The following is an 18185-nucleotide window of genomic DNA, read 5'->3' as shown; positions in this document are numbered from 1 at the left end:
GACTTCACGGACGCTAGAAAAGCCAAGAGTTAGCCATGCACGACACCACCTTGCTGCAACTGATCGAAGATGACATCGCCCCCATGCAGGAACTGCTGGACCTTCTGCAAAAGGAAGCGATCGCCCTGCATGGCCGCGACATGGCGCCACTGGAGAATATCCTGGCCCGCAAGCAGTCTTTGATCGTGCTGCTGGAGCAGCAAGGCCTGCGGCGCAACAACCTGCTTGCCAGCCTTGGCCTGAGCCCTGATCGCGCCGGAGTGGAGGCCGTGGCGGCACAATCGCCGAACGGTGAACTGCTGCTGCAGCAACTCGATGTGATCAGCCAGTTGATGCAAGCCTGCCAACAACTCAACGAGACCAATGGCCGGATCATCCAGGTGCAGCAACACGTCACCAACAACCAGATCCGGATCCTCATGGGCGGCGATTCTCCGTCGCTCTACGACAGCCGCGGCAGCACCTCGCCACTGGCCAAGCCACGGGCGCTTAGCCAAGTGTGATTTTTTCTATCAAGGCACGGAACATACTGGCAAAATGCCGTTAATTGCGTGTGTCGCTTTTGCCTGGAGAACGATAAGCCGTGTTCAATGAATCCGATGCCCCGCAGCCGCCAAAGGTGCTGAACACCCCTTTGGAGATTGCGGCCAACTTGCGGCAGCTGCAGGAAAGCCACGACCCCCTGATCATCACCTTCCACGACCGCAGCCAGCGCTTCCAGAGCTACGTGGTGCACGTGGACCGTGAAAGCAACACCCTGGCGCTGGACGAGATGATCCCGCGCGACGGTGAAAAGTTCATCGAGAACGGCGAACACTTCCGCGTCGAAGGCTTCCACGATGGCGTGCGCATCGCCTGGGACTGCAACCACGAGCTGAAGATCAGTGAAGTCGACGGCCACCGCTGCTACCGCGGCGCCATGCCATTGGAGATGACCTACCACCAGCGCCGCAATGCCTTCCGCGCCGCGCTGAAGCTGTCGCAGCTGGTCGATGTCATCCTCGATGGTGCCCACCTCAAGGGCAACGGCGCCCTGCGTGGCAAGCTGCTGGACATCTCCGCCACCGGCTGCAAACTGCGCTTCGAAGGCAATGTCGAGGATCGCCTGCAACTGGGCCAGGTGTACGAGCGTTTCAAGGCGGGCAACCCGCTGGGCCTGGTCGACACCATGGTCGAGCTGCGCCACCTGCACTATGAAGAGCGGATCAACACCACCTTTGCTGGCGTGCGCTTCCATAACCTTACCGGGCAGGCGCAGCGCAAGGTCGAGAGCTTTGTGTACCAGTTGCAGCGTGAAGCGCGGCGGTTCGACAAGGACGACTATTGATCGTCGGCCGAGTACAAAAACGCCACCTATCAAGGTGGCGTTTTCATTTGTGCTTCTCCTGTGCCGGCCTCTTCGCGGGCATGCCCGCTCCCACAGGTACAGCGCATGCTTCGAACCCGGCGCGGTCGCTGTGGGAGCGGGCGTGCCCGCGAAGAGGCCGGCACAGGCCTACACCGACTTGCTGACCTCACCTTCCGGCTCAGGCTCCTTGTCAGCCCCCTTCTCTTCCGCCTCGGTATCCTCTGCCGCCACCGGCGCCTGCATCACCTCCTGTACCGTCTGCTCATCCACCCGTGGGTCCAGCGCCGCCGACAGTGGCGAACCGGCAGCCGGCATGGCAACGTGGCCCAAAGGCGCATCCTGCACCTGGTGCAGCCCGGTGACCGCCTTCGGACGAATGCGCCACACCAGCACCAGGGCAAAGAACACGAAGAAGGCATACAGCATCTGCGGGCCGAGCACCTTCATCAGCACGCCTGCCGCCAGCGGCCCGATACAGGCACCCACGCCGTAGGTCACCAGCAGCATCGCGGTCAGCGACACCCGCCGTTCGCTTTCCACATGGTCGTTGGAAAACGCCACCGCCAGCGGGTACAGGCAGAACTGCAGCAACGAAATCACGAAGCCTATGCCGAACAGCAACTCCAGCGGCACGCTGGGCAGCATCGCCAGCGGCGCCGAGGCCAGCGCCAACCCCACCGCCACGCTGCGGATCAGCACGGCCCGATCGTAGCGGTCAGACAACCAGCCCAACGGCCACTGCACCAGCAGGCCGGCAAAGATGCAGCTACCCATGAACAGACCGACCTGCTCGGTAGTCATGCCCTGGCTGGAGGCATACAGGGGCGCCAGACCATAGAACGAGCCGACGATCAGCCCCGAACCCAGCACCGTGCTGAGCGACTGCGGCACGCGCTTGATGAAGAACTTCGGCTCCATCGGTGCCGGGCGCAACGGCGCCGGGTGAATGCGCCGGGTCATGGCGACCGGTACCAGGCACAGGGTGAAACACATGGCCACCAGCATCAGCAGCTCCAGGCCAAGCTGTGGGTGCACCACCAGGATCAGCTGACCGAGCACCAGGCCCAGGTACGAGGCGATCATGTAGCCGCTGAACACCGCGCCACGATGCTTCACGTCGGCCTGCTCGTTCAGCCAGCTCTCGATGACCATGTACTGGCACATCATCCCCAGGCCGACGATCATCCGCAGCCCGACCCAGGCCGGCAGCCAACTGGTCAGGCCATGGCCGAGCACCGCCGCGCCGACGATGCCGGCGCAAGTGGCATAGGCGCGAATGTGCCCTACCCGGCCAATCAACCGGTGGCCGACCTTGCCGCCTACCGCCAGGCCAAAGTAGTTGGCCGCCATCAAGGCACCCACCCACAGGCTGTCGACATGATCAGCTGCCAGGCGCAGGGCCAGGTAGGTACTGAGCAGGCCCGAGCCGATCAACATCATCAGCGCGGCGAAATACAACGACTGAAACGGCTTCCATATATTTCGCATAGGTCCCTTGCGGCTCCCGGGTCAGGTGGCGATGGGTTGCAGCCAAGCATAAAAGCAAAATTGCTGCGGCGCAGTCCCCTGCCTGACAAATCGTGAATCAAGGGCGCGTCCAGTGTCGGTCATGTCGTGTTCATGCACTTGCACCGGGCTGCACTCAAGCGCTTCGCTCTCACGGCTTTTGAATGCAAGCGCAATACCGGGAGAAATACTCACCTTCTATTTCAGTAATATCCGGCTGGCCTGATACCCGGCTTCCCCCCGTCAAAGCCGCCCTCATTCCCGCAAGGTCATACCATTGGCCGGCAGCGGCAAGGCCGTCTTGTAGCGCACCTGCTTCAAGGCGAAACTGGAACGGATGTTGGCCACCCCTGGCAACCGAGTCAGGTAATCCAGAAACCGTTCCAGCGCCTGGATGCTGGGCAGCAGTACCCGCAACAGGTAGTCCGGATCGCCCGTCATCAGGTAGCACTCCATCACTTCTGGCCGTTCGGCAATTTCTTCCTCGAAACGGTGCAACGACTGCTCGACCTGTTTTTCCAGGCTCACGTGGATGAACACGTTCACGTCCAGCCCCAACGCCTCGGGCGACAGCAAGGTCACCTGCTGGCGGATCACCCCCAGTTCTTCCATGGCCCGCACCCGGTTGAAGCAGGGTGTGGGGGACAGGTTTACCGAGCGGGCCAGCTCGGCGTTGGTGATGCGGGCATTTTCCTGCAGGCTGTTGAGAATGCCGATATCGGTACGATCGAGTTTGCGCATGAGACAAAATCACCGGTTTTTTGTGTTTATACGGAATGTTTATCTGCCCTGCTCGGCAAAGGCAATCAACTTGAGAGAAAAATTCTCCTGCCGGCCCACTAAGATGTAGGGGACGCTGACCTACCAGTCACAAGCCGGTACTCAGCGGCGGCCGCTTCAGAGCTCACAAAAACAAATACCCGAGCGAGCGTAAAAAGCATGAACGAGTACGCCCCCCTGCGTTTGCATGTGCCCGAGCCTACCGGCCGGCCAGGCTGCCAGACCGATTTCTCCTACCTGCGCCTGAACGATGCAGGTCAAGCCCGTAAACCCCCAGTCGATGTCGACGCTGCCGACACCGCGGACCTGTCCTACAGCCTGATCCGCGTGCTCGACGAGCAAGGCGACGCGCAAGGCCCGTGGGCCGAAGACATCGACCCGCAAGTTCTCCGTCAGGGCATGCGCGCCATGCTCAAGACACGGATTTTCGACAGCCGCATGGTGGTCGCCCAGCGCCAGAAGAAGATGTCCTTCTACATGCAGAGCCTGGGTGAAGAAGCCATCGGCAGCGGCCAGGCCCTGGCGCTGAACCGCACCGACATGTGCTTCCCCACCTACCGCCAGCAAAGCATCCTGATGGCCCGCGACGTGTCGCTGGTTGAGATGATCTGCCAGCTGCTGTCCAACGAGCGCGACCCGCTCAAGGGCCGCCAGCTGCCGATCATGTATTCGGTACGCGACGCCGGTTTCTTCACCATCAGCGGCAACCTGGCGACCCAGTTCGTGCAGGCGGTCGGCTGGGCCATGGCCTCGGCGATCAAGGGCGATACCAAGATCGCCTCGGCGTGGATCGGCGACGGCGCAACCGCCGAGTCGGACTTCCACACCGCCCTCACCTTCGCCCACGTGTACCGCGCCCCGGTGATCCTCAACGTGGTCAACAACCAGTGGGCGATTTCCACCTTCCAGGCCATCGCCGGTGGCGAGTCGACCACCTTCGCCGGCCGTGGCGTGGGTTGCGGCATTGCCTCGCTGCGGGTTGACGGCAACGACTTCGTCGCCGTGTACGCCGCCTCGCGCTGGGCCGCCGAACGCGCCCGTCGCGGCCTGGGCCCATGCCTGATCGAGTGGGTCACCTACCGTGCCGGCCCGCACTCGACCTCGGACGACCCGTCCAAGTACCGACCGGCCGATGACTGGAGCCACTTCCCGCTCGGCGACCCGATCGCTCGCCTGAAGCAGCACCTGATCAAGATCGGCCACTGGTCCGAGGAAGAACACCAGGCCACCACTGCCGAGCTGGAAGCCGCGGTGATCGCCGCGCAGAAGGAAGCCGAGCAGTACGGCACCCTGGCCAACGGTCACATCCCGAGTGCCGCCTCGATGTTCGAGGACGTGTACAAGGAAATGCCCGACCACCTGCGCCGTCAACGCCAGGAACTGGGGGTTTGAGATGAACGACCACAACAACAGCATCAACCCGGAAACCGCCATGGCTACCACTACCATGACCATGATCCAGGCCCTGCGCTCGGCCATGGATGTCATGCTCGAGCGCGACGACAATGTGGTGATCTACGGCCAGGACGTCGGTTACTTCGGCGGCGTGTTCCGCTGCACCGAAGGCCTGCAGAACAAGTACGGCAAGTCCCGCGTGTTCGACGCGCCGATCTCCGAGAGCGGCATCGTCGGCACCGCAGTGGGCATGGGTGCCTACGGCCTGCGCCCGGTGGTGGAAATCCAGTTCGCCGACTACTTCTACCCGGCCTCCGACCAGATCGTTTCCGAGATGGCGCGCCTGCGTTACCGTTCGGCCGGCGAGTTCATCGCCCCGCTGACCCTGCGCATGCCCTGCGGTGGCGGGATCTATGGCGGCCAGACCCACAGCCAGAGCCCGGAAGCGATGTTCACCCAGGTGTGCGGCCTGCGCACTGTCATGCCGTCCAACCCGTATGACGCCAAGGGCCTGCTGATCGCCTCGATCGAATGCGATGACCCGGTGATCTTCCTGGAACCCAAGCGCCTGTACAACGGCCCGTTCGACGGCCACCACGACCGCCCTGTCACGCCGTGGTCGAAGCACCCGCAAAGCGCCGTGCCCGATGGCTACTACAGCGTGCCGCTGGACAAGGCGGCCATTACCCGCCCCGGCAATGACGTGACCGTGCTGACCTACGGCACCACGGTGTACGTGGCCCAGGTGGCCGCCGAAGAAACCGGCGTCGACGCCGAGGTGATCGACCTGCGCAGCCTGTGGCCGCTGGACCTGGACACCATCGTCGAGTCGGTGAAAAAGACCGGCCGCTGCGTGGTGGTACACGAGGCCACCCGCACCTGCGGCTTCGGCGCCGAACTGGTGTCGCTGGTGCAGGAACACTGCTTCCACCACCTGGAGGCGCCGATCGAGCGCGTCACTGGCTGGGACACCCCCTACCCCCACGCACAGGAATGGGCTTACTTCCCAGGGCCTTCGCGGGTAGGTGCGGCATTGAAAAAGGTCATGGAGGTCTGAATGGGCACGCACGTCATCAAGATGCCGGACATTGGCGAAGGCATCGCGCAGGTCGAGTTGGTCGAGTGGTTCGTCAAGGTCGGCGACATGATCGCCGAAGACCAGGTAGTGGCCGACGTCATGACCGACAAGGCCACCGTGGAAATCCCTTCGCCGGTCAGCGGCAAGGTGCTGGCCCTGGGTGGGCAGCCCGGTGAAGTGATGGCGGTCGGCAGCGAGCTGATCCGCATCGAAGTGGAAGGCAGCGGCAACCATGTGGATGTGCCCACCAAGGATGTGCCCAAGCGCGAACAGGTCGAGGCCCCCGCTGCCCCGGTAGCCGCCAAGCCAGAGCCGCAGAAGGAAGCAAGACCGGCCGCCTGCCAGGCGCCCGTCAACCACGAGGCAGCCCCGATCGTGCCGCGCCAGCCAGGCGACAAGCCGCTGGCCTCGCCGGCGGTGCGCAAGCGTGCCCTGGATGCCGGTATCGAACTGCGTTACGTGCATGGCAGCGGCCCGGCCGGGCGCATCCTGCACGAAGACCTCGACGCCTTCATGAGCAAGCCGCACAGCACTGGCGGACAAGCCCCGAGCGGCTATGCCAAGCGCACCGACAGCGAGCAGGTGCCGGTGATCGGCCTGCGCCGCAAGATCGCCCAGCGCATGCAGGACGCCAAGCGCCGGGTCGCGCACTTCAGTTATGTGGAAGAAATCGACGTCACCGCCCTGGAAGCCCTGCGCCAGCAACTCAACAGCAAGCACGGCGACAGCCGCGGCAAGCTGACCCTGCTGCCGTTCCTGGTGCGTGCCCTGGTCGTGGCACTGCGCGACTTCCCGCAGATCAACGCCACCTATGACGACGAAGCCCAGGTCATCACCCGCCATGGCGCGGTGCATGTGGGCATCGCCACCCAGGGTGACAACGGCCTGATGGTGCCGGTGCTGCGCCATGCCGAAGCTGGCAGCCTGTGGAGCAATGCCGGCGAGATTTCGCGCCTGGCCAACGCTGCCCGCAACAACAAGGCCAGCCGCGACGAGCTGTCCGGTTCGACCATCACCCTGACCAGCCTGGGCGCCCTGGGCGGTATCGTCAGCACACCGGTGGTCAACACCCCGGAAGTGGCGATCGTCGGTGTCAACCGCATGGTCGAGCGGCCTGTGGTGATCGACGGCCAGATCGTCGTGCGCAAGATGATGAACCTGTCCAGCTCGTTCGACCACCGCGTGGTCGATGGCATGGACGCCGCGCTGTTCATCCAGGCCGTGCGTGGCCTGCTCGAACAACCCGCCTGCCTGTTCGTGGAGTGAGCATGCAACAGACTATCCAGACTACCCTGTTGATCATCGGCGGCGGCCCTGGCGGCTACGTGGCTGCCATCCGCGCCGGGCAACTGGGCATCCCCACCGTGCTGGTGGAAGGCCAGGCACTGGGCGGTACCTGCCTGAACATCGGCTGCATCCCGTCCAAGGCACTGATCCACGTTGCCGAGCAGTTCCACCAGACTTCGCGCTTTGCCGGCCCGTCGGAGCTGGGCATCAGCGTCGCCTCGCCACGCCTGGACATCGGCCAGAGCGTGGCCTGGAAGGACGGCATCGTCGACCGCCTGACCACCGGCGTCGCCGCCCTGCTGAAAAAGCACGGGGTCAAGGTGATCCATGGCTGGGCGAAGGTGCTCGACGGCAAGCAGGTCGAGGTCGATGGCCAGCGTATCCAGTGCGAGCACCTGTTGCTGGCCACTGGCTCCAGCAGTGTCGAACTGCCGATGCTGCCGCTGGGCGGGCCGATCATTTCCTCGACCGAAGCCCTGGCGCCGAAAACCCTGCCGCAGCACCTGGTGGTGGTGGGCGGCGGCTATATCGGCCTGGAACTGGGCATCGCCTACCGCAAGCTGGGCGCACGGGTCAGCGTGGTGGAAGCGCGCGAGCGCATCCTGCCGACCTACGACAGCGAGCTGACCGCACCGGTGGCCGAATCGCTGAAGAAGCTGGGCATCACCCTGCACCTGGGCCACAGCGTCGAGGGTTACGAAGGCGGCTGCCTGCTGGCCCGTGATGGCCAGGGTGGGCAACTGCGCCTGGAAGCTGACCAGGTGCTGGTGGCCGTGGGCCGTCGGCCGCGCACGCAAGGTTTCAACCTGGAGTGCCTGGACCTGAAGATGAACGGCGCCGCCGTCGCCATCGACGAGCGCTGCCAGACCAGCATGCGCAACGTCTGGGCCATCGGCGACGTGGCTGGCGAACCGATGCTGGCGCACCGGGCCATGGCCCAGGGCGAGATGGTCGCCGAGATCATCGCCGGCAAGGCACGCCGTTTCGAACCCAGCGCGATCGCGGCGGTGTGTTTCACCGACCCGGAAGTGGTGGTGGTCGGCAAGACCCCGGAACAAGTTAGCCAGCAAGGGCTGGACTGCATCGTCGCGCAGTTCCCGTTTGCCGCCAATGGCCGGGCCATGAGCCTGGAATCGAAAAGCGGTTTCGTGCGGGTGGTGGCGCGCCGTGACAACCACCTGATCCTGGGTTGGCAGGCGGTTGGCGTGGCGGTTTCCGAGTTGTCGACGGCGTTTGCCCAGTCGCTGGAGATGGGCGCGTGCCTGGAGGATGTGGCCGGCACCATCCATGCCCACCCGACACTGGGTGAGGCGGTACAGGAAGCGGCACTGCGCGCCCTGGGCCACGCCCTGCATATCTGACACTGAAGCGGCCGAGGCCGATTTGGCCCGCAGCGCTCCAGGCGTTGCGGGTCTTTTTTCATTCGGGCCCGACAGCGGTCCGACACAAAACCTGAAACCACCGCGGCCTCTGTGGGAGCGGGCATGCCCGCGAAGCCCCCAACACGGTGTATGGCACCGGCTCCGCCGGTGTTCGCGGGCACGCCCGCTCCCACAATGATCGCGATCTATTGGGCTATCGCGTTCTTGCCGTTCCCCTTGGCCCGGTACAGCGCCGTGTCGGCACGCGCCAGCAGTGCATGCTGGTGCTCCCCTTCCTGCCATTGCACCACGCCGTAGCTCATGGTCAGCTGGCAATCGCCCACCGGCTCCACCTGCACCATCGCCTGGCGCAAGCGTGCTGCCACCTCCAGCGCCTCGCCCAGCGAGGCCTGCGGCAATACGATGACGAACTCGTCCCCACCCCAGCGCGCCAGCAGGTCCTGCTGCCGCAGGCAGGTACGCAGGACGTCGACCACCCGCACCAGCGCCGCATCGCCACGGGCATGGCCATAGCGGTCATTGATCGGCTTGAAGTCGTCCAGGTCCATGGCTATCAGCGACAACGGCTGGCGAAAGCGCTTGGCACGCTCGCACTCCAGTTGCAGCGCCTTCTCCAGCCGATAGCGGTTGGCAATGCGGGTCAACGCGTCGCGCTCGGCCAGCTCGCGGTTTTCGTCCAGCTGCCGCTGCAACTGCTGGTTCACCCAGGACAGCTCGCGGGTGCGTTCGGCCACCTGGCTTTCCAGCGACTGGTTCCTCTGCTCCAGTTGCGCCACCAGGCGCTTGTTGGCGTCGATGTTGCGGTGGGCTCCGAGCATGCGCGCCACCGAGCCGTCCTCGTTATGGGCGATGATGTAGCCGCTGTCTTCGATCCACAGGTAGCTGCCATCGTGGCAACGGCAGCGGTATTCGACCAGGTAATGCTCGTTGCGCTGGTTGATGTATGCCTCGAAATGCGCCATCACCCGCGGGTAGTCCTCCGGATGGATCACGCTTTCCCAGGTGAGCACCGAATTGGCCATGGAGTGGCTGGGGTAGCCGAGCATGGCGTACCAGCCCGGGTTGCGATAGACGTAGCCGGTATTGGCATTCCAGTCCCAGATACCATCGCTGATAAGATCGAACAACGTATGTAACTGGTGTTCACTGAAGCCGGCGGGTACCGGCCGGGTTTCCTGACTCATGGACGCTCTCCCTGATGCCCAGCCACAAGTGGCATGCCTCTGACGGGCAAGCATATGCCTAGCGTGGCACCATCGGAATAGCCCCAACGCCCTATTTTCGCGGTGTTGACGACGGGCATGGCATTTGCCCGCTCCCACAGGCACCGTACATGGCTTGGGGGCGCTCAAGCCAACTGCAACAGCGCCTCCTCCACTGCGGCAACCACCTGGTTGCCCTTGGCGCCCGGCAGCCGCCATGCGGCGATGGTCATGCCCAGTGGCACCGCGCGGTCGATGGGGGCGACCAGTTCGCCGCTGTCGAGGTAGCGTTGCACCAGGCTTCTGCGCCCTATCAGCACCCCGGCGGCCAGCAAGGCTTGCTGCAGGGCGATCGAGTACAGGGAAAAACCCGGCCCACGGGCAACGAACTTGTGCCCGGGCATCACCGCCCCCGTCCACACCGCCCAGTCGTTCCAGCCCACGTCGGCGATGCAACGGGCGTCGGCAAGGTCCTCGGGCTTGGCGATGCTGGCGGCCAGGGCCGGCACGCACACGGGCAGGACTTCTTCCGTGGTTATCCTGCGTTGCCAGCGCTCGGGCTTTTCGGTGTAGAACAGGCACAGGTCGAACGGGCTGCGCTTCAGGTTGGGCGGCTCATCCACCGCCGTCACCGAGATCTCGATGGGTGCCAGCAGCCGGGTCAGTTCCGGCAGGCGTGGCCCTATCCACAACTGCGCCAGGGCAGGCGATGTAACGATATGCACCCGCTGCGGTGCGGCCAGGCGGCGCAGTGTGCGCGCGGCGGCTTCCACCGCGTCGAAGGCCTCGGTGAACTGGCCTTTCACGCTTTCGCCCAAGGGCGTCAGGCGCACGCCTTTGGCATGGCGCTCGAACAAGGCTGCGCCATATTCGCTTTCCAGGGTCTTGACCAGGGCGGCGATGGCCCCCGGGGTCACCTTCAGCTCGAGTGCGGCACGGGCAAAACCGCCCAGGCGGGCTGACGCTTCGAAGGCACGCAAGGCATTGAGCTGCAGCGAGTGCCGGGTAGGGGTATCGAGGTGCACGGTTTCAGGCCTATTTTTTTTAGGCCTACTATTCCAGAAATCTGACGTTGAGGCCAACTGTCGCGCGCATTAACGTGGACGTACCGCCCTTGCACCGTCTGCACTCTTTCAAGGATTTCAAATGCCGTATCCAAGCGGGACCCAAGCGTTCAGGCAAGGTGCCCACAGCGCCCTGCCATTGACCTCCGGCATCGTGCCCTTCGGCCTGATCACCGGGGTCACGGCGATCGGCATGGGCCTGTCGCCAACCGATGCCATCGGCATGACCTTGCTGTTCTACTCCGGTTCGGCGCAAATGGTGGTGATGCAGTTGATGCAAAGCGCCGCCCTGCCGGTGACCATGGTAGTCACCGCACTGGTGATCAACCTGCGCTTCCTGATGTACAGCGCCAGCCTGGCCCCGCACCTGGGCCAGCTGCCGCGCCGCCACAAGTGGCCGATGGCGTACATGCTGTCAGACCAGTCCTTCGCCTTGTGCACGCTGAAGATGGGCTCGGGCGGGCTCGGGCAGTATGCCTACCCCTACTATGCCGGTACGGCAACTACCATGTTCTTCGGCTGGAACCTCTCGGTGCTGGCGGGCATGTACCTGGGCGCGAGCATTCCTGAAGACTGGTCGCTGGGCTTTGCCATTCCATTGTCATTCCTGGCCCTGTTGATACCCGGCATTCGCAATGCGGCCTCGTTTGGGGCAGCGCTGACCGGCGGCGTGCTCGCCGTGCTGGCCGCCAACCTGCCCTACAACCTCGGCCTGCTGGCTGGCGCGCTGGGCGGCATCATCGCCGGGCTGGCCATCGAGAGCTGGCAAAAACAGCAAACCGTGGCAGACGCCAATACCGAGCAGGAAGCATCATGAGCGAAACGACCCAGTGGATAACCTTCATTCTGATCGGCCTGGGCACCTTCGCCATCCGCCTGTCGTTCATCGAGTTGCACACGGTGCTGCGCATCCCCCCACTGTTTCGCCGCGCCCTGGCGTATGTGCCGGCCAGTGTGCTGGCGGCATTGGTACTGCCGGCTGTGGTATTCCCTGACCGGCAGGCGGGGTTCGACTGGATGAACCCGCAGATACCGGCAGCGATACTGGCCGCGTTGGTGGCGTGGCGTACGCGCAGCACGATGCTGACGCTGATTGTAGGCATGGGAGTGCTGTGGGCCTTGAAGCATTTGGGGATGTAGGAATACGCAGGTTCAAGGCTTCCCGATTTCGCGTCACCAACACCGGGTGAACGCGGTAAGGGAACGAAAGGAAATGGCGTCCCAGGCAGGAATTGAACCTGCAACCTTCCCCTTAGGAGGGGGATGCTCTATCCAATTGAGCTACTGAGACGCAAGTACCGGCAGCGGACGCTGCACAGCAGGACGGCCAGCATGTTAACCAGCATGCTGGCGTTTGTCATGCCTCAAGCGGGCTTTTTCGCGTAATCCTTTTCTGCCAATGCTACACCTGCGGCAGCACGCCTTCATCACGCAGCAGCGCGAACAATGCCGCGACCGCGGTTTCCAAAGTGGTGGAGTTGTCCAGCACATGCAGCGACGGATCGGCCAGCGCCTGCAAGCGTGCATTACGTGCCAGGCGCTGCTCGACTTCCTCTGCGCTTTCCCGGCCACGGGCCACCAAGCGCTCGCGCAGCACCTCGTGCCGGACCTCGACCAGCACTGCCAACAGGTTCGGGTAGCGCCGACGCGCCTCGGCCAGATAAGCCCGCGAACCATTCACCAGCACCGCCCTGCCCTCCGCCAGCCACTGGTCCACCTGCAGCGGAATGCCGTAATCCAGGCCATTGGCCCGCCAATGCATGGCGAACGCGCCTTGCGCGCGCAGTGCTTCGAACTGTTCGGCCGAGACTCCATGGGCGGCTTCGCCCTTGGCTTCGGCCGATCGGGTAATGACGCGACGGGCGATTTCCACCCCCGCGGCTGCCAATCGCTCACGAGAAGCATCGATCAGGGAATCTTTCCCGGAACCCGACGGTCCTACCAGATATATCAACCGACCTGTCCCTGTTTGGCGGTCGCTTGCGTCATGTTGCATAGCCACTATGCTCTATGGAGGGAAACCGGCACATTCTAGGGGCTTTCCCGGCCTTTTGCTGCGTTTTACCAGTTTTTGACGGCAAAAGTCTGACGATTGGGCAAGCTGGAGCATGTAAAACTTTTCAAACCAGTACTCATTTCTGATAATTGGTACTGGCACAAAGCCTTTATCCGGCTCACTATTTGTCACAGAATTGACGCCAAGGAAACGGCGACCATGAGGCAAGATGAGCATCCATTTTTCACAGACGGTTGAACATTTCGTCGTCGCCACGGTCGTACTACCACCCCGTGCGGCCAATTTGAGAACCGCTTCCCCTGAACCAAAATCCGGTCAATTTATATGCGCCCAATGAAACAGGCTATTTATTCGAGCCGCACCGCTGACAAGTTCGTCGTCCGCCTGCCAGACGGGATGCGTGAGCGCATTGCCGAGGTAGCGCGCAACCATCACCGCAGCATGAACTCCGAAATCATCGCGCGCCTGGAACAGAGCCTTATCCAGGAAGGTGCGCTGGGTGACGAGTTGAGCATGCGCCTGGACAGCCCTGAACTGTCCCTGCATGAACGCGAGTTGCTGCAACGCTTCCGCCAACTGTCGCACCGCCAGCAGAACGCGCTGGTCGCCCTCATCGCTCACGATGTGGAAATGGCTACCGACGCCTCCTGAGGTTTGCAGCCGAACATGAAAAAGCCAGCGTAAGCTGGCTTTTTTGTGGGCTTACCGCCGCTGTAGGATCACTGCCTTTGTGGGAGCGGCCTTGTGTCGCGAAAGGGCCGCAGAGCGGCCCCGCGATGTCAGCGGCACTGCGCATACTTCCGGGGCTGCTTTGCAGCCCTTTCGCGACACAAGGCCGCTCCCACAAGAACCCCATCAGCTTGTGGAAGTTAAACGGCTACAGCAGGAACAGCGTGGCCAGCCCGAGGAAGATGAAGAACCCGCCGCTGTCGGTCACCGCGGTAATCATCACGCTGGAGCCCATCGCCGGGTCGCGCCCCAGGCGCGTCAGGGTCATCGGGATCAACACTCCCATCAAGGCCGCCAACAGCAGGTTCAAGGTCATCGCCGCAGTCATCACCAGGCCCAACGACCAGCTGCCATACAGCCAGAACGCCACCGCACCGATCACCCCGCCCCAGATCAGGCCGTTGAGCAGCGATACCGCCAGCTCCTTGCGCATCAGGCGGCTGGTGTTGCCCGGCGACACCTGGTCCAGCGCCATGGCCCGCACGATCATGGTGATGGTCTGGTTACCGGAGTTGCCACCAATACCCGCCACGATCGGCATCAGCGCAGCCAGGGCCACCAGCTTCTCGATCGAACCTTCGAACAGGCCGATCACACGCGACGCAACGAAAGCGGTAATCAGGTTGATGGCCAACCAGGCCCAACGGTTGCGCAGCGAACGCCAGACCGAGGCGAAGATGTCTTCTTCCTCGCGCAAACCGGCCATGTTCAGCACTTCGCTTTCGCTTTCTTCACGAATCAGGTCGACCATTTCGTCGATGGTCAAGCGGCCGATCAGGCGTTCGTTCTTGTCCACGACCGGCGCGGATACCAGGTCATAACGCTCGAAGGCCTGCGCCGCATCATAGGCATCTTCCTCGGGGTGGAAGGAGACCGGGTCGGTCGCCATGACCTCCGCTACCTTCTTTTCCGGGTCATTGACCAGCAGGCGCTTGATCGGCAATACGCCCTTGAGAATGCCGTCATAGTCGACCACGAACAGTTTGTCGGTGTGGTTCGGCAGTTCTTTCAGGCGGCGCAGGTAGCGCAACACCACTTCCAGGCTGACGTCTTCGCGGATGGTGACCATCTCGAAGTCCATCAGCGCACCAACCTGCTCCTCGTCGTAGCTCAGCGCCGAACGCACGCGCTCGCGTTGCTGGGCATCGAGGGTTTCCATCAGCTCGTGAACAACGTCACGCGGCAGCTCAGGAGCCAAGTCGGCCAGCTCGTCGGCGTCCATTTCCTTGGCGGCGGCGAGCAGTTCGTGATCGTCCATGTCGGCGATCAGCGATTGCCGCACGGCGTCGGACACTTCCAGCAGGATGTCGCCATCGCGATCCGAGCGCACCAGCTGCCAGACCGTCAGGCGGTCTTCCAGGGGCAAGGCTTCGAGGATGTAGGCGATGTCGGCGGGGTGCAGGTCATCGAGCTTGCGCTGCAGCTCGACGAGGTTCTGGCGGTGGACCAGGTTTTCCACCAGGTCGTTGTGGGCGCCTTCCTGACGGTGGGTCAGGTCTTCGACCACGCGCTGGCGTTGCAGCAGTTCGACCACCTGGGCCAGGCGGTCCTGCAGGCTTTCCTGCGCTTTTTTTACTTCTACTTCAGTCATAGGCGAACTCCACTCCCAGCAGCGGAGCACGCCGGGAGAATCAATCGGTCAGATCTTTCTGTATGAATCTTGTTAGCGAGTAACTACTGGGTAAGTCCATGGTGGTTTTCCACAAGCCCCGGCGGGGCTGACGGGCGCAATCATACACTGCTAAAGCTGTCAGATCGCTTAAAATTTTGGCCAGAACAATCGTTTGCGTGATAAAGCTGGGACAACGCTCGAAGCTATCAGTGCGACGGTGGGTCTGGCGGTTAAAGCACATTTGTTGTGTGCCTGGATGTGTATGCGATACCTGATCGAATTCGGGGCTGCTTTGCAGCCCTTTCGCCGGCAAGCCAGCTCCCACAGGAACAACACAGTCCAGAGAGCAGCGCGATACCTGTGGGAGCTGGCTTGCCGGCGATGGGCCGCATGGCGGCCCCAAGCTACACCACAATCATTACAGAAGAGCGTAGATCGACATCACCAACAATTCATTGGCGCAGAAAAACAAAAAGCCCGCTCAAATGAGCGGGCTTCTTGATTTGGTGTGGCGGACTCAGGAGGATTCGAACCTCCGACCGCTCGGTTCGTAGCCGAGTACTCTATCCAGCTGAGCTATGAGTCCGTGGTGGTATTTTTTAGACCAGGTTACCACTGGTTGGTTGAAGTGCCTTTGCAAGCAGAGCCACTTCAAAAAGTGGCGGACTCAGCAGGATTCGAACCTGCGACCGCTCGGTTCGTAGCCGAGTACTCTATCCAGCTGAGCTATGAGTCCGCGATGGTAGTTTTAGACCAGATTACCACTGGTTGTTTGAAGCAGCCTTGCAAACAAAGCCACTTCAAAAGTGGCGGACTCAGGAGGATTCGAACCTCCGACCGCTCGGTTCGTAGCCGAGTACTCTATCCAGCTGAGCTATGAGTCCGTGTCTTGCCGCGCATTATAGGTCGCTGAAACATTTTTGCAAGAACTTTTTCGTTTAAAATCAACTACTTAGCGTTCTTACTGCTTACAGCGCCCTAAGCGAATAATGGCGGTGAAGGGGGGATTCGAACCCCCGATACCCTTATGAGGTATACTCCCTTAGCAGGGGAGCGCCTTCGGCCACTCGGCCACCTCACCGCAACACGAGGCGAATATTAAACAGGCTCTTCCTCGTTTGCAACCCTTTTTTTGAAAAAAACTTCAAAAAAATTAAAGGCTTGGCTCCTCGTCCTTCTCTTTCTTGATCCGCAGGTAGATTTCCTCGCGGTGCACAGCCACTTCTTTCGGGGCGCTGACGCCAATACGCACCTGGTTGCCTTTGACGCCGAGCACCGTCACGGTGATCTCGCCGTCTCCAATGATCAGGCTCTCGGCGCACCGACGAGTCAGAATCAACATAGCTTTCTCCTTACGCAAAACATTCAGGGGTAACAGTCTTGGGTGTCGCGGCCTGGTCGTGGACGACGACCAGGGCCCGGTTACTCGCCACACAGGGCAGGACAGGCCTGTGTGGCGAGCAGAAACGCGAAGGGCGCGGCAAGCCGCGCCCTTCCAGGCAGCGTATTACTCGCTCTGTCGTGCCGGAGCGTCGAGCTCGAACGCGGTGTGCAGCGCGCGTACGGCCAGCTCCAGGTACTTCTCTTCGATCACGACCGAAACCTTGATCTCGGAGGTGGAGATCATCTGGATATTGATGCTCTCCTTGGCCAGGGCTTCGAACATGCGGCTGGCAACACCGGCGTGCGAACGCATGCCGACGCCGACGATCGAGACCTTGGCGATCTTGGTGTCGCCGATCACTTCACGGGCACCGATTTCGCGGGCAGTGTTTTCCAGCACGCTCTGCGCCTTCTCGTACTCGTTGCGGTGTACGGTGAAGGTGAAGTCGGTGGTGTTATCGTGGGCAACGTTCTGCACGATCATGTCAACCTCGATGTTCGAGGCGCTGATCGGGCCGAGGATCTTGAAGGCCACGCCCGGGGTGTCCGGCACGCCGCGAATGGTCAGCTTGGCTTCATCACGGTTGAAGGCGATACCGGAAATGATCGGCTGTTCCATGGATTCCTCTTCATCAATGGTAATGAGGGTACCCGGACCCTCCTTGAAGCTGTGCAGCACGCGCAGCGGAACGTTGTACTTGCCGGCGAACTCCACCGAACGGATCTGCAGCACCTTGGAACCGAGGCTGGCCATTTCCAGCATCTCTTCGAAGGTGATCTTCTCCAGGCGCTGGGCCTGTGGCACAACGCGCGGGTCGGTGGTGTAGACGCCATCGACGTCGGTGTAGATCTGGCACTCGTCAGCCTTCAGCGCAGCCGCCAGGGCCACGCCCGTGGTGTCGGAGCCACCACGGCCCAGGGTGGTGATGCTGCCGTGCTCGTCGACGCCCTGGAAGCCCGCTACCACGACCACGCGGCCTTCCTTGAGGTCGGCACGAATCTTCTGGTCGTCGATCTGCAGGATGCGCGCCTTGTTGTGCGCGCTGTCGGTGAGAATGCGCACCTGGTTGCCGGTGTAGGACACCGCTGGCACACCGCGCTTGATCAAGGCCATGGTCAGCAAGGCAATGGTGACCTGCTCACCGGTCGACACGATCACGTCCAGTTCACGCGGAACCGGCTGATCGGTGATCTGCTTGGCCAGGTCGATCAGGCGATTGGTTTCACCGCTCATGGCCGACAACACAACCACCAGGTCGTCGCCCGCCTCACGGTGTTTCTTGACCTTATCGGCTACCTGCTCGATCCGCTCGATGGAACCGACAGAGGTGCCGCCAAATTTCTGTACGATCAACGCCATTTCAATGGTGCCTCAGCCCATACAGGGCCCCAAAAAACAATC

Annotated in this window: 17 protein-coding genes and 5 tRNA genes; 9 read left to right on the top strand and 13 right to left on the bottom strand. The window is 62.3% G+C overall.

Going from position 1 to position 18185, the window contains the following annotated elements:
- Positions 1–35 precede the first annotated feature (35 nt).
- Both B2790_RS20645 and B2790_RS20640 read left to right on the top strand, forming a co-directional pair.
- A complete protein-coding gene (locus tag B2790_RS20645; protein ID WP_039612676.1) occupies positions 36–503 on the top strand; it encodes a flagella synthesis protein FlgN in 468 nt (155 codons plus the stop codon).
- An 80-nt stretch (positions 504–583) separates the two neighbouring features.
- Positions 584–1327: a flagellar brake protein gene (locus tag B2790_RS20640; protein ID WP_025340106.1), complete on the top strand. Its 744-nt coding sequence runs from the start codon at positions 584–586 to the stop codon at positions 1325–1327.
- Positions 1328–1495: 168 nt separating this feature from the next.
- Here the strand turns inward: B2790_RS20640 and B2790_RS20635 are convergent, their stop codons facing one another.
- Together B2790_RS20635 and bkdR are read right to left on the bottom strand one after the other, a co-directional pair.
- The gene (locus tag B2790_RS20635) at positions 1496–2836 is read right to left on the bottom strand and encodes an MFS transporter (RefSeq protein WP_003257254.1); all 1341 of its coding nucleotides are present in this window, start codon (positions 2834–2836) and stop codon (positions 1496–1498) included.
- 273 nt (positions 2837–3109) lie between these two features.
- Entirely contained in the window at positions 3110–3595 is a 486-nt protein-coding gene (gene bkdR, locus B2790_RS20630; protein ID WP_012273540.1) for a Bkd operon transcriptional regulator BkdR, read from the bottom strand.
- A gap of 198 nt (positions 3596–3793) precedes the next feature.
- Between bkdR and B2790_RS20625 the strand changes: the two genes are divergently transcribed.
- Genes B2790_RS20625 through lpdA form a run of 4 tightly spaced genes read left to right on the top strand, consistent with a single transcriptional unit; the run spans position 3794 to position 8755 of the window.
- Positions 3794–5026: a 3-methyl-2-oxobutanoate dehydrogenase (2-methylpropanoyl-transferring) subunit alpha gene (locus B2790_RS20625; protein ID WP_085614551.1), complete on the top strand. Its 1233-nt coding sequence runs from the start codon at positions 3794–3796 to the stop codon at positions 5024–5026.
- 1 nt (position 5027) lies between these two features.
- Complete coding sequence (locus B2790_RS20620) at positions 5028–6086, top strand: alpha-ketoacid dehydrogenase subunit beta (RefSeq protein ID WP_013973637.1); 1059 nt, start codon at positions 5028–5030, stop codon at positions 6084–6086.
- Positions 6087–7373 carry a dihydrolipoamide acetyltransferase family protein gene (locus tag B2790_RS20615; protein WP_075045950.1) on the top strand — a complete coding sequence of 429 codons (1287 nt, stop codon included), beginning with the start codon at positions 6087–6089 and terminating at the stop codon, positions 7371–7373. It abuts the gene before it with no gap.
- 2 nt (positions 7374–7375) lie between these two features.
- The gene (lpdA, locus tag B2790_RS20610) at positions 7376–8755 is read left to right on the top strand and encodes a dihydrolipoyl dehydrogenase (protein WP_286919634.1); all 1380 of its coding nucleotides are present in this window, start codon (positions 7376–7378) and stop codon (positions 8753–8755) included.
- 206 nt (positions 8756–8961) lie between these two features.
- Here lpdA and B2790_RS20605 read toward each other — a convergent pair whose 3' ends face one another.
- Together B2790_RS20605 and B2790_RS20600 are read right to left on the bottom strand one after the other, a co-directional pair.
- Positions 8962–9960, bottom strand: a complete 999-nt coding sequence (locus B2790_RS20605) for a sensor domain-containing diguanylate cyclase (RefSeq protein WP_286919633.1) — start codon at positions 9958–9960, stop codon at positions 8962–8964.
- A 164-nt stretch (positions 9961–10124) separates the two neighbouring features.
- A complete protein-coding gene (locus B2790_RS20600; protein ID WP_286919632.1) occupies positions 10125–11003 on the bottom strand; it encodes a LysR family transcriptional regulator in 879 nt (292 codons plus the stop codon).
- Positions 11004–11124: 121 nt separating this feature from the next.
- Between B2790_RS20600 and B2790_RS20595 the strand changes: the two genes are divergently transcribed.
- Both B2790_RS20595 and B2790_RS20590 read left to right on the top strand, forming a co-directional pair.
- Positions 11125–11859, top strand: a complete 735-nt coding sequence (locus B2790_RS20595; RefSeq protein WP_075045953.1) for an AzlC family ABC transporter permease — start codon at positions 11125–11127, stop codon at positions 11857–11859.
- Positions 11856–12182: an AzlD domain-containing protein gene (locus B2790_RS20590; RefSeq protein ID WP_025340115.1), complete on the top strand. Its 327-nt coding sequence runs from the start codon at positions 11856–11858 to the stop codon at positions 12180–12182. The genes B2790_RS20595 and B2790_RS20590 overlap by 4 nt, the downstream gene beginning before the upstream one ends.
- Before the next feature lie 74 nt (positions 12183–12256).
- On the opposite strand, the gene B2790_RS20585 is transcribed toward B2790_RS20590, so the two are convergent.
- Together B2790_RS20585 and phnN are read right to left on the bottom strand one after the other, a co-directional pair.
- Positions 12257–12333, bottom strand: a tRNA-Arg gene (locus tag B2790_RS20585).
- Between the two features lie 111 nt (positions 12334–12444).
- Entirely contained in the window at positions 12445–13038 is a 594-nt protein-coding gene (gene phnN / locus B2790_RS20580; RefSeq protein WP_084785237.1) for a phosphonate metabolism protein/1,5-bisphosphokinase (PRPP-forming) PhnN, read from the bottom strand.
- A 345-nt stretch (positions 13039–13383) separates the two neighbouring features.
- Between phnN and B2790_RS20575 the strand changes: the two genes are divergently transcribed.
- Entirely contained in the window at positions 13384–13710 is a 327-nt protein-coding gene (locus B2790_RS20575) for an Arc family DNA-binding protein (protein ID WP_012273554.1), read from the top strand.
- A gap of 226 nt (positions 13711–13936) precedes the next feature.
- On the opposite strand, the gene mgtE is transcribed toward B2790_RS20575, so the two are convergent.
- The 7 genes from mgtE to B2790_RS20540 form a co-directional block, all read right to left on the bottom strand.
- The gene (gene mgtE / locus B2790_RS20570; protein ID WP_025340118.1) at positions 13937–15379 is read right to left on the bottom strand and encodes a magnesium transporter; all 1443 of its coding nucleotides are present in this window, start codon (positions 15377–15379) and stop codon (positions 13937–13939) included.
- A 530-nt stretch (positions 15380–15909) separates the two neighbouring features.
- Positions 15910–15986 (bottom strand) — tRNA-Arg (locus B2790_RS20565).
- 73 nt (positions 15987–16059) lie between these two features.
- Positions 16060–16136: transfer RNA gene (locus B2790_RS20560), tRNA-Arg, on the bottom strand.
- A gap of 71 nt (positions 16137–16207) precedes the next feature.
- Positions 16208–16284 (bottom strand) — tRNA-Arg (locus tag B2790_RS20555).
- Positions 16285–16390: 106 nt separating this feature from the next.
- Positions 16391–16481: transfer RNA gene (locus B2790_RS20550), tRNA-Ser, on the bottom strand.
- Between the two features lie 72 nt (positions 16482–16553).
- Positions 16554–16742, bottom strand: coding sequence for a carbon storage regulator CsrA (gene csrA, locus B2790_RS20545; protein WP_003254503.1), 189 nt, complete (start codon positions 16740–16742; stop codon positions 16554–16556).
- A gap of 165 nt (positions 16743–16907) precedes the next feature.
- Positions 16908–18143 (bottom strand): aspartate kinase, encoded by a 1236-nt coding sequence (locus tag B2790_RS20540; protein ID WP_013973645.1) that lies wholly within the window; start codon positions 18141–18143, stop codon positions 16908–16910.
- Positions 18144–18185 lie beyond the last annotated feature (42 nt).

It is taken from the genome of Pseudomonas sp. UBA6753 (assembly GCF_002453565.1).
Classification (GTDB): Bacteria; Pseudomonadota; Gammaproteobacteria; order Pseudomonadales; family Pseudomonadaceae; genus Aquipseudomonas; species Aquipseudomonas putida_Z.
The sequence above is the reverse complement of the archived record's forward strand: the minus strand, read 5'-3'. Positions and strand labels throughout refer to the sequence as shown.

Excerpts from the sequence above, each read along its gene's own strand:
- B2790_RS20645 (WP_039612676.1), top strand. The coding sequence starts at position 36 with ATGCACGACACCACCTTGCTGCAACTGATCGAAGATGACATCGCCCCC.
- B2790_RS20635 (WP_003257254.1), bottom strand. The coding sequence starts at position 2,836 with ATGCGAAATATATGGAAGCCGTTTCAGTCGTTGTATTTCGCCGCGCTG.
- bkdR (WP_012273540.1), bottom strand. The coding sequence starts at position 3,595 with ATGCGCAAACTCGATCGTACCGATATCGGCATTCTCAACAGCCTGCAG.
- B2790_RS20625 (WP_085614551.1), top strand. The coding sequence starts at position 3,794 with ATGAACGAGTACGCCCCCCTGCGTTTGCATGTGCCCGAGCCTACCGGC.
- B2790_RS20620 (WP_013973637.1), top strand. The coding sequence starts at position 5,028 with ATGAACGACCACAACAACAGCATCAACCCGGAAACCGCCATGGCTACC.
- B2790_RS20615 (WP_075045950.1), top strand. The coding sequence starts at position 6,087 with ATGGGCACGCACGTCATCAAGATGCCGGACATTGGCGAAGGCATCGCG.
- lpdA (WP_286919634.1), top strand. The coding sequence starts at position 7,376 with ATGCAACAGACTATCCAGACTACCCTGTTGATCATCGGCGGCGGCCCT.
- B2790_RS20605 (WP_286919633.1), bottom strand. The coding sequence starts at position 9,960 with ATGAGTCAGGAAACCCGGCCGGTACCCGCCGGCTTCAGTGAACACCAG.
- B2790_RS20595 (WP_075045953.1), top strand. The coding sequence starts at position 11,125 with ATGCCGTATCCAAGCGGGACCCAAGCGTTCAGGCAAGGTGCCCACAGC.
- B2790_RS20590 (WP_025340115.1), top strand. The coding sequence starts at position 11,856 with ATGAGCGAAACGACCCAGTGGATAACCTTCATTCTGATCGGCCTGGGC.
- phnN (WP_084785237.1), bottom strand. The coding sequence starts at position 13,038 with ATGCAACATGACGCAAGCGACCGCCAAACAGGGACAGGTCGGTTGATA.
- B2790_RS20575 (WP_012273554.1), top strand. The coding sequence starts at position 13,384 with ATGCGCCCAATGAAACAGGCTATTTATTCGAGCCGCACCGCTGACAAG.
- mgtE (WP_025340118.1), bottom strand. The coding sequence starts at position 15,379 with ATGACTGAAGTAGAAGTAAAAAAAGCGCAGGAAAGCCTGCAGGACCGC.
- csrA (WP_003254503.1), bottom strand. The coding sequence starts at position 16,742 with ATGTTGATTCTGACTCGTCGGTGCGCCGAGAGCCTGATCATTGGAGAC.
- B2790_RS20540 (WP_013973645.1), bottom strand. The coding sequence starts at position 18,143 with ATGGCGTTGATCGTACAGAAATTTGGCGGCACCTCTGTCGGTTCCATC.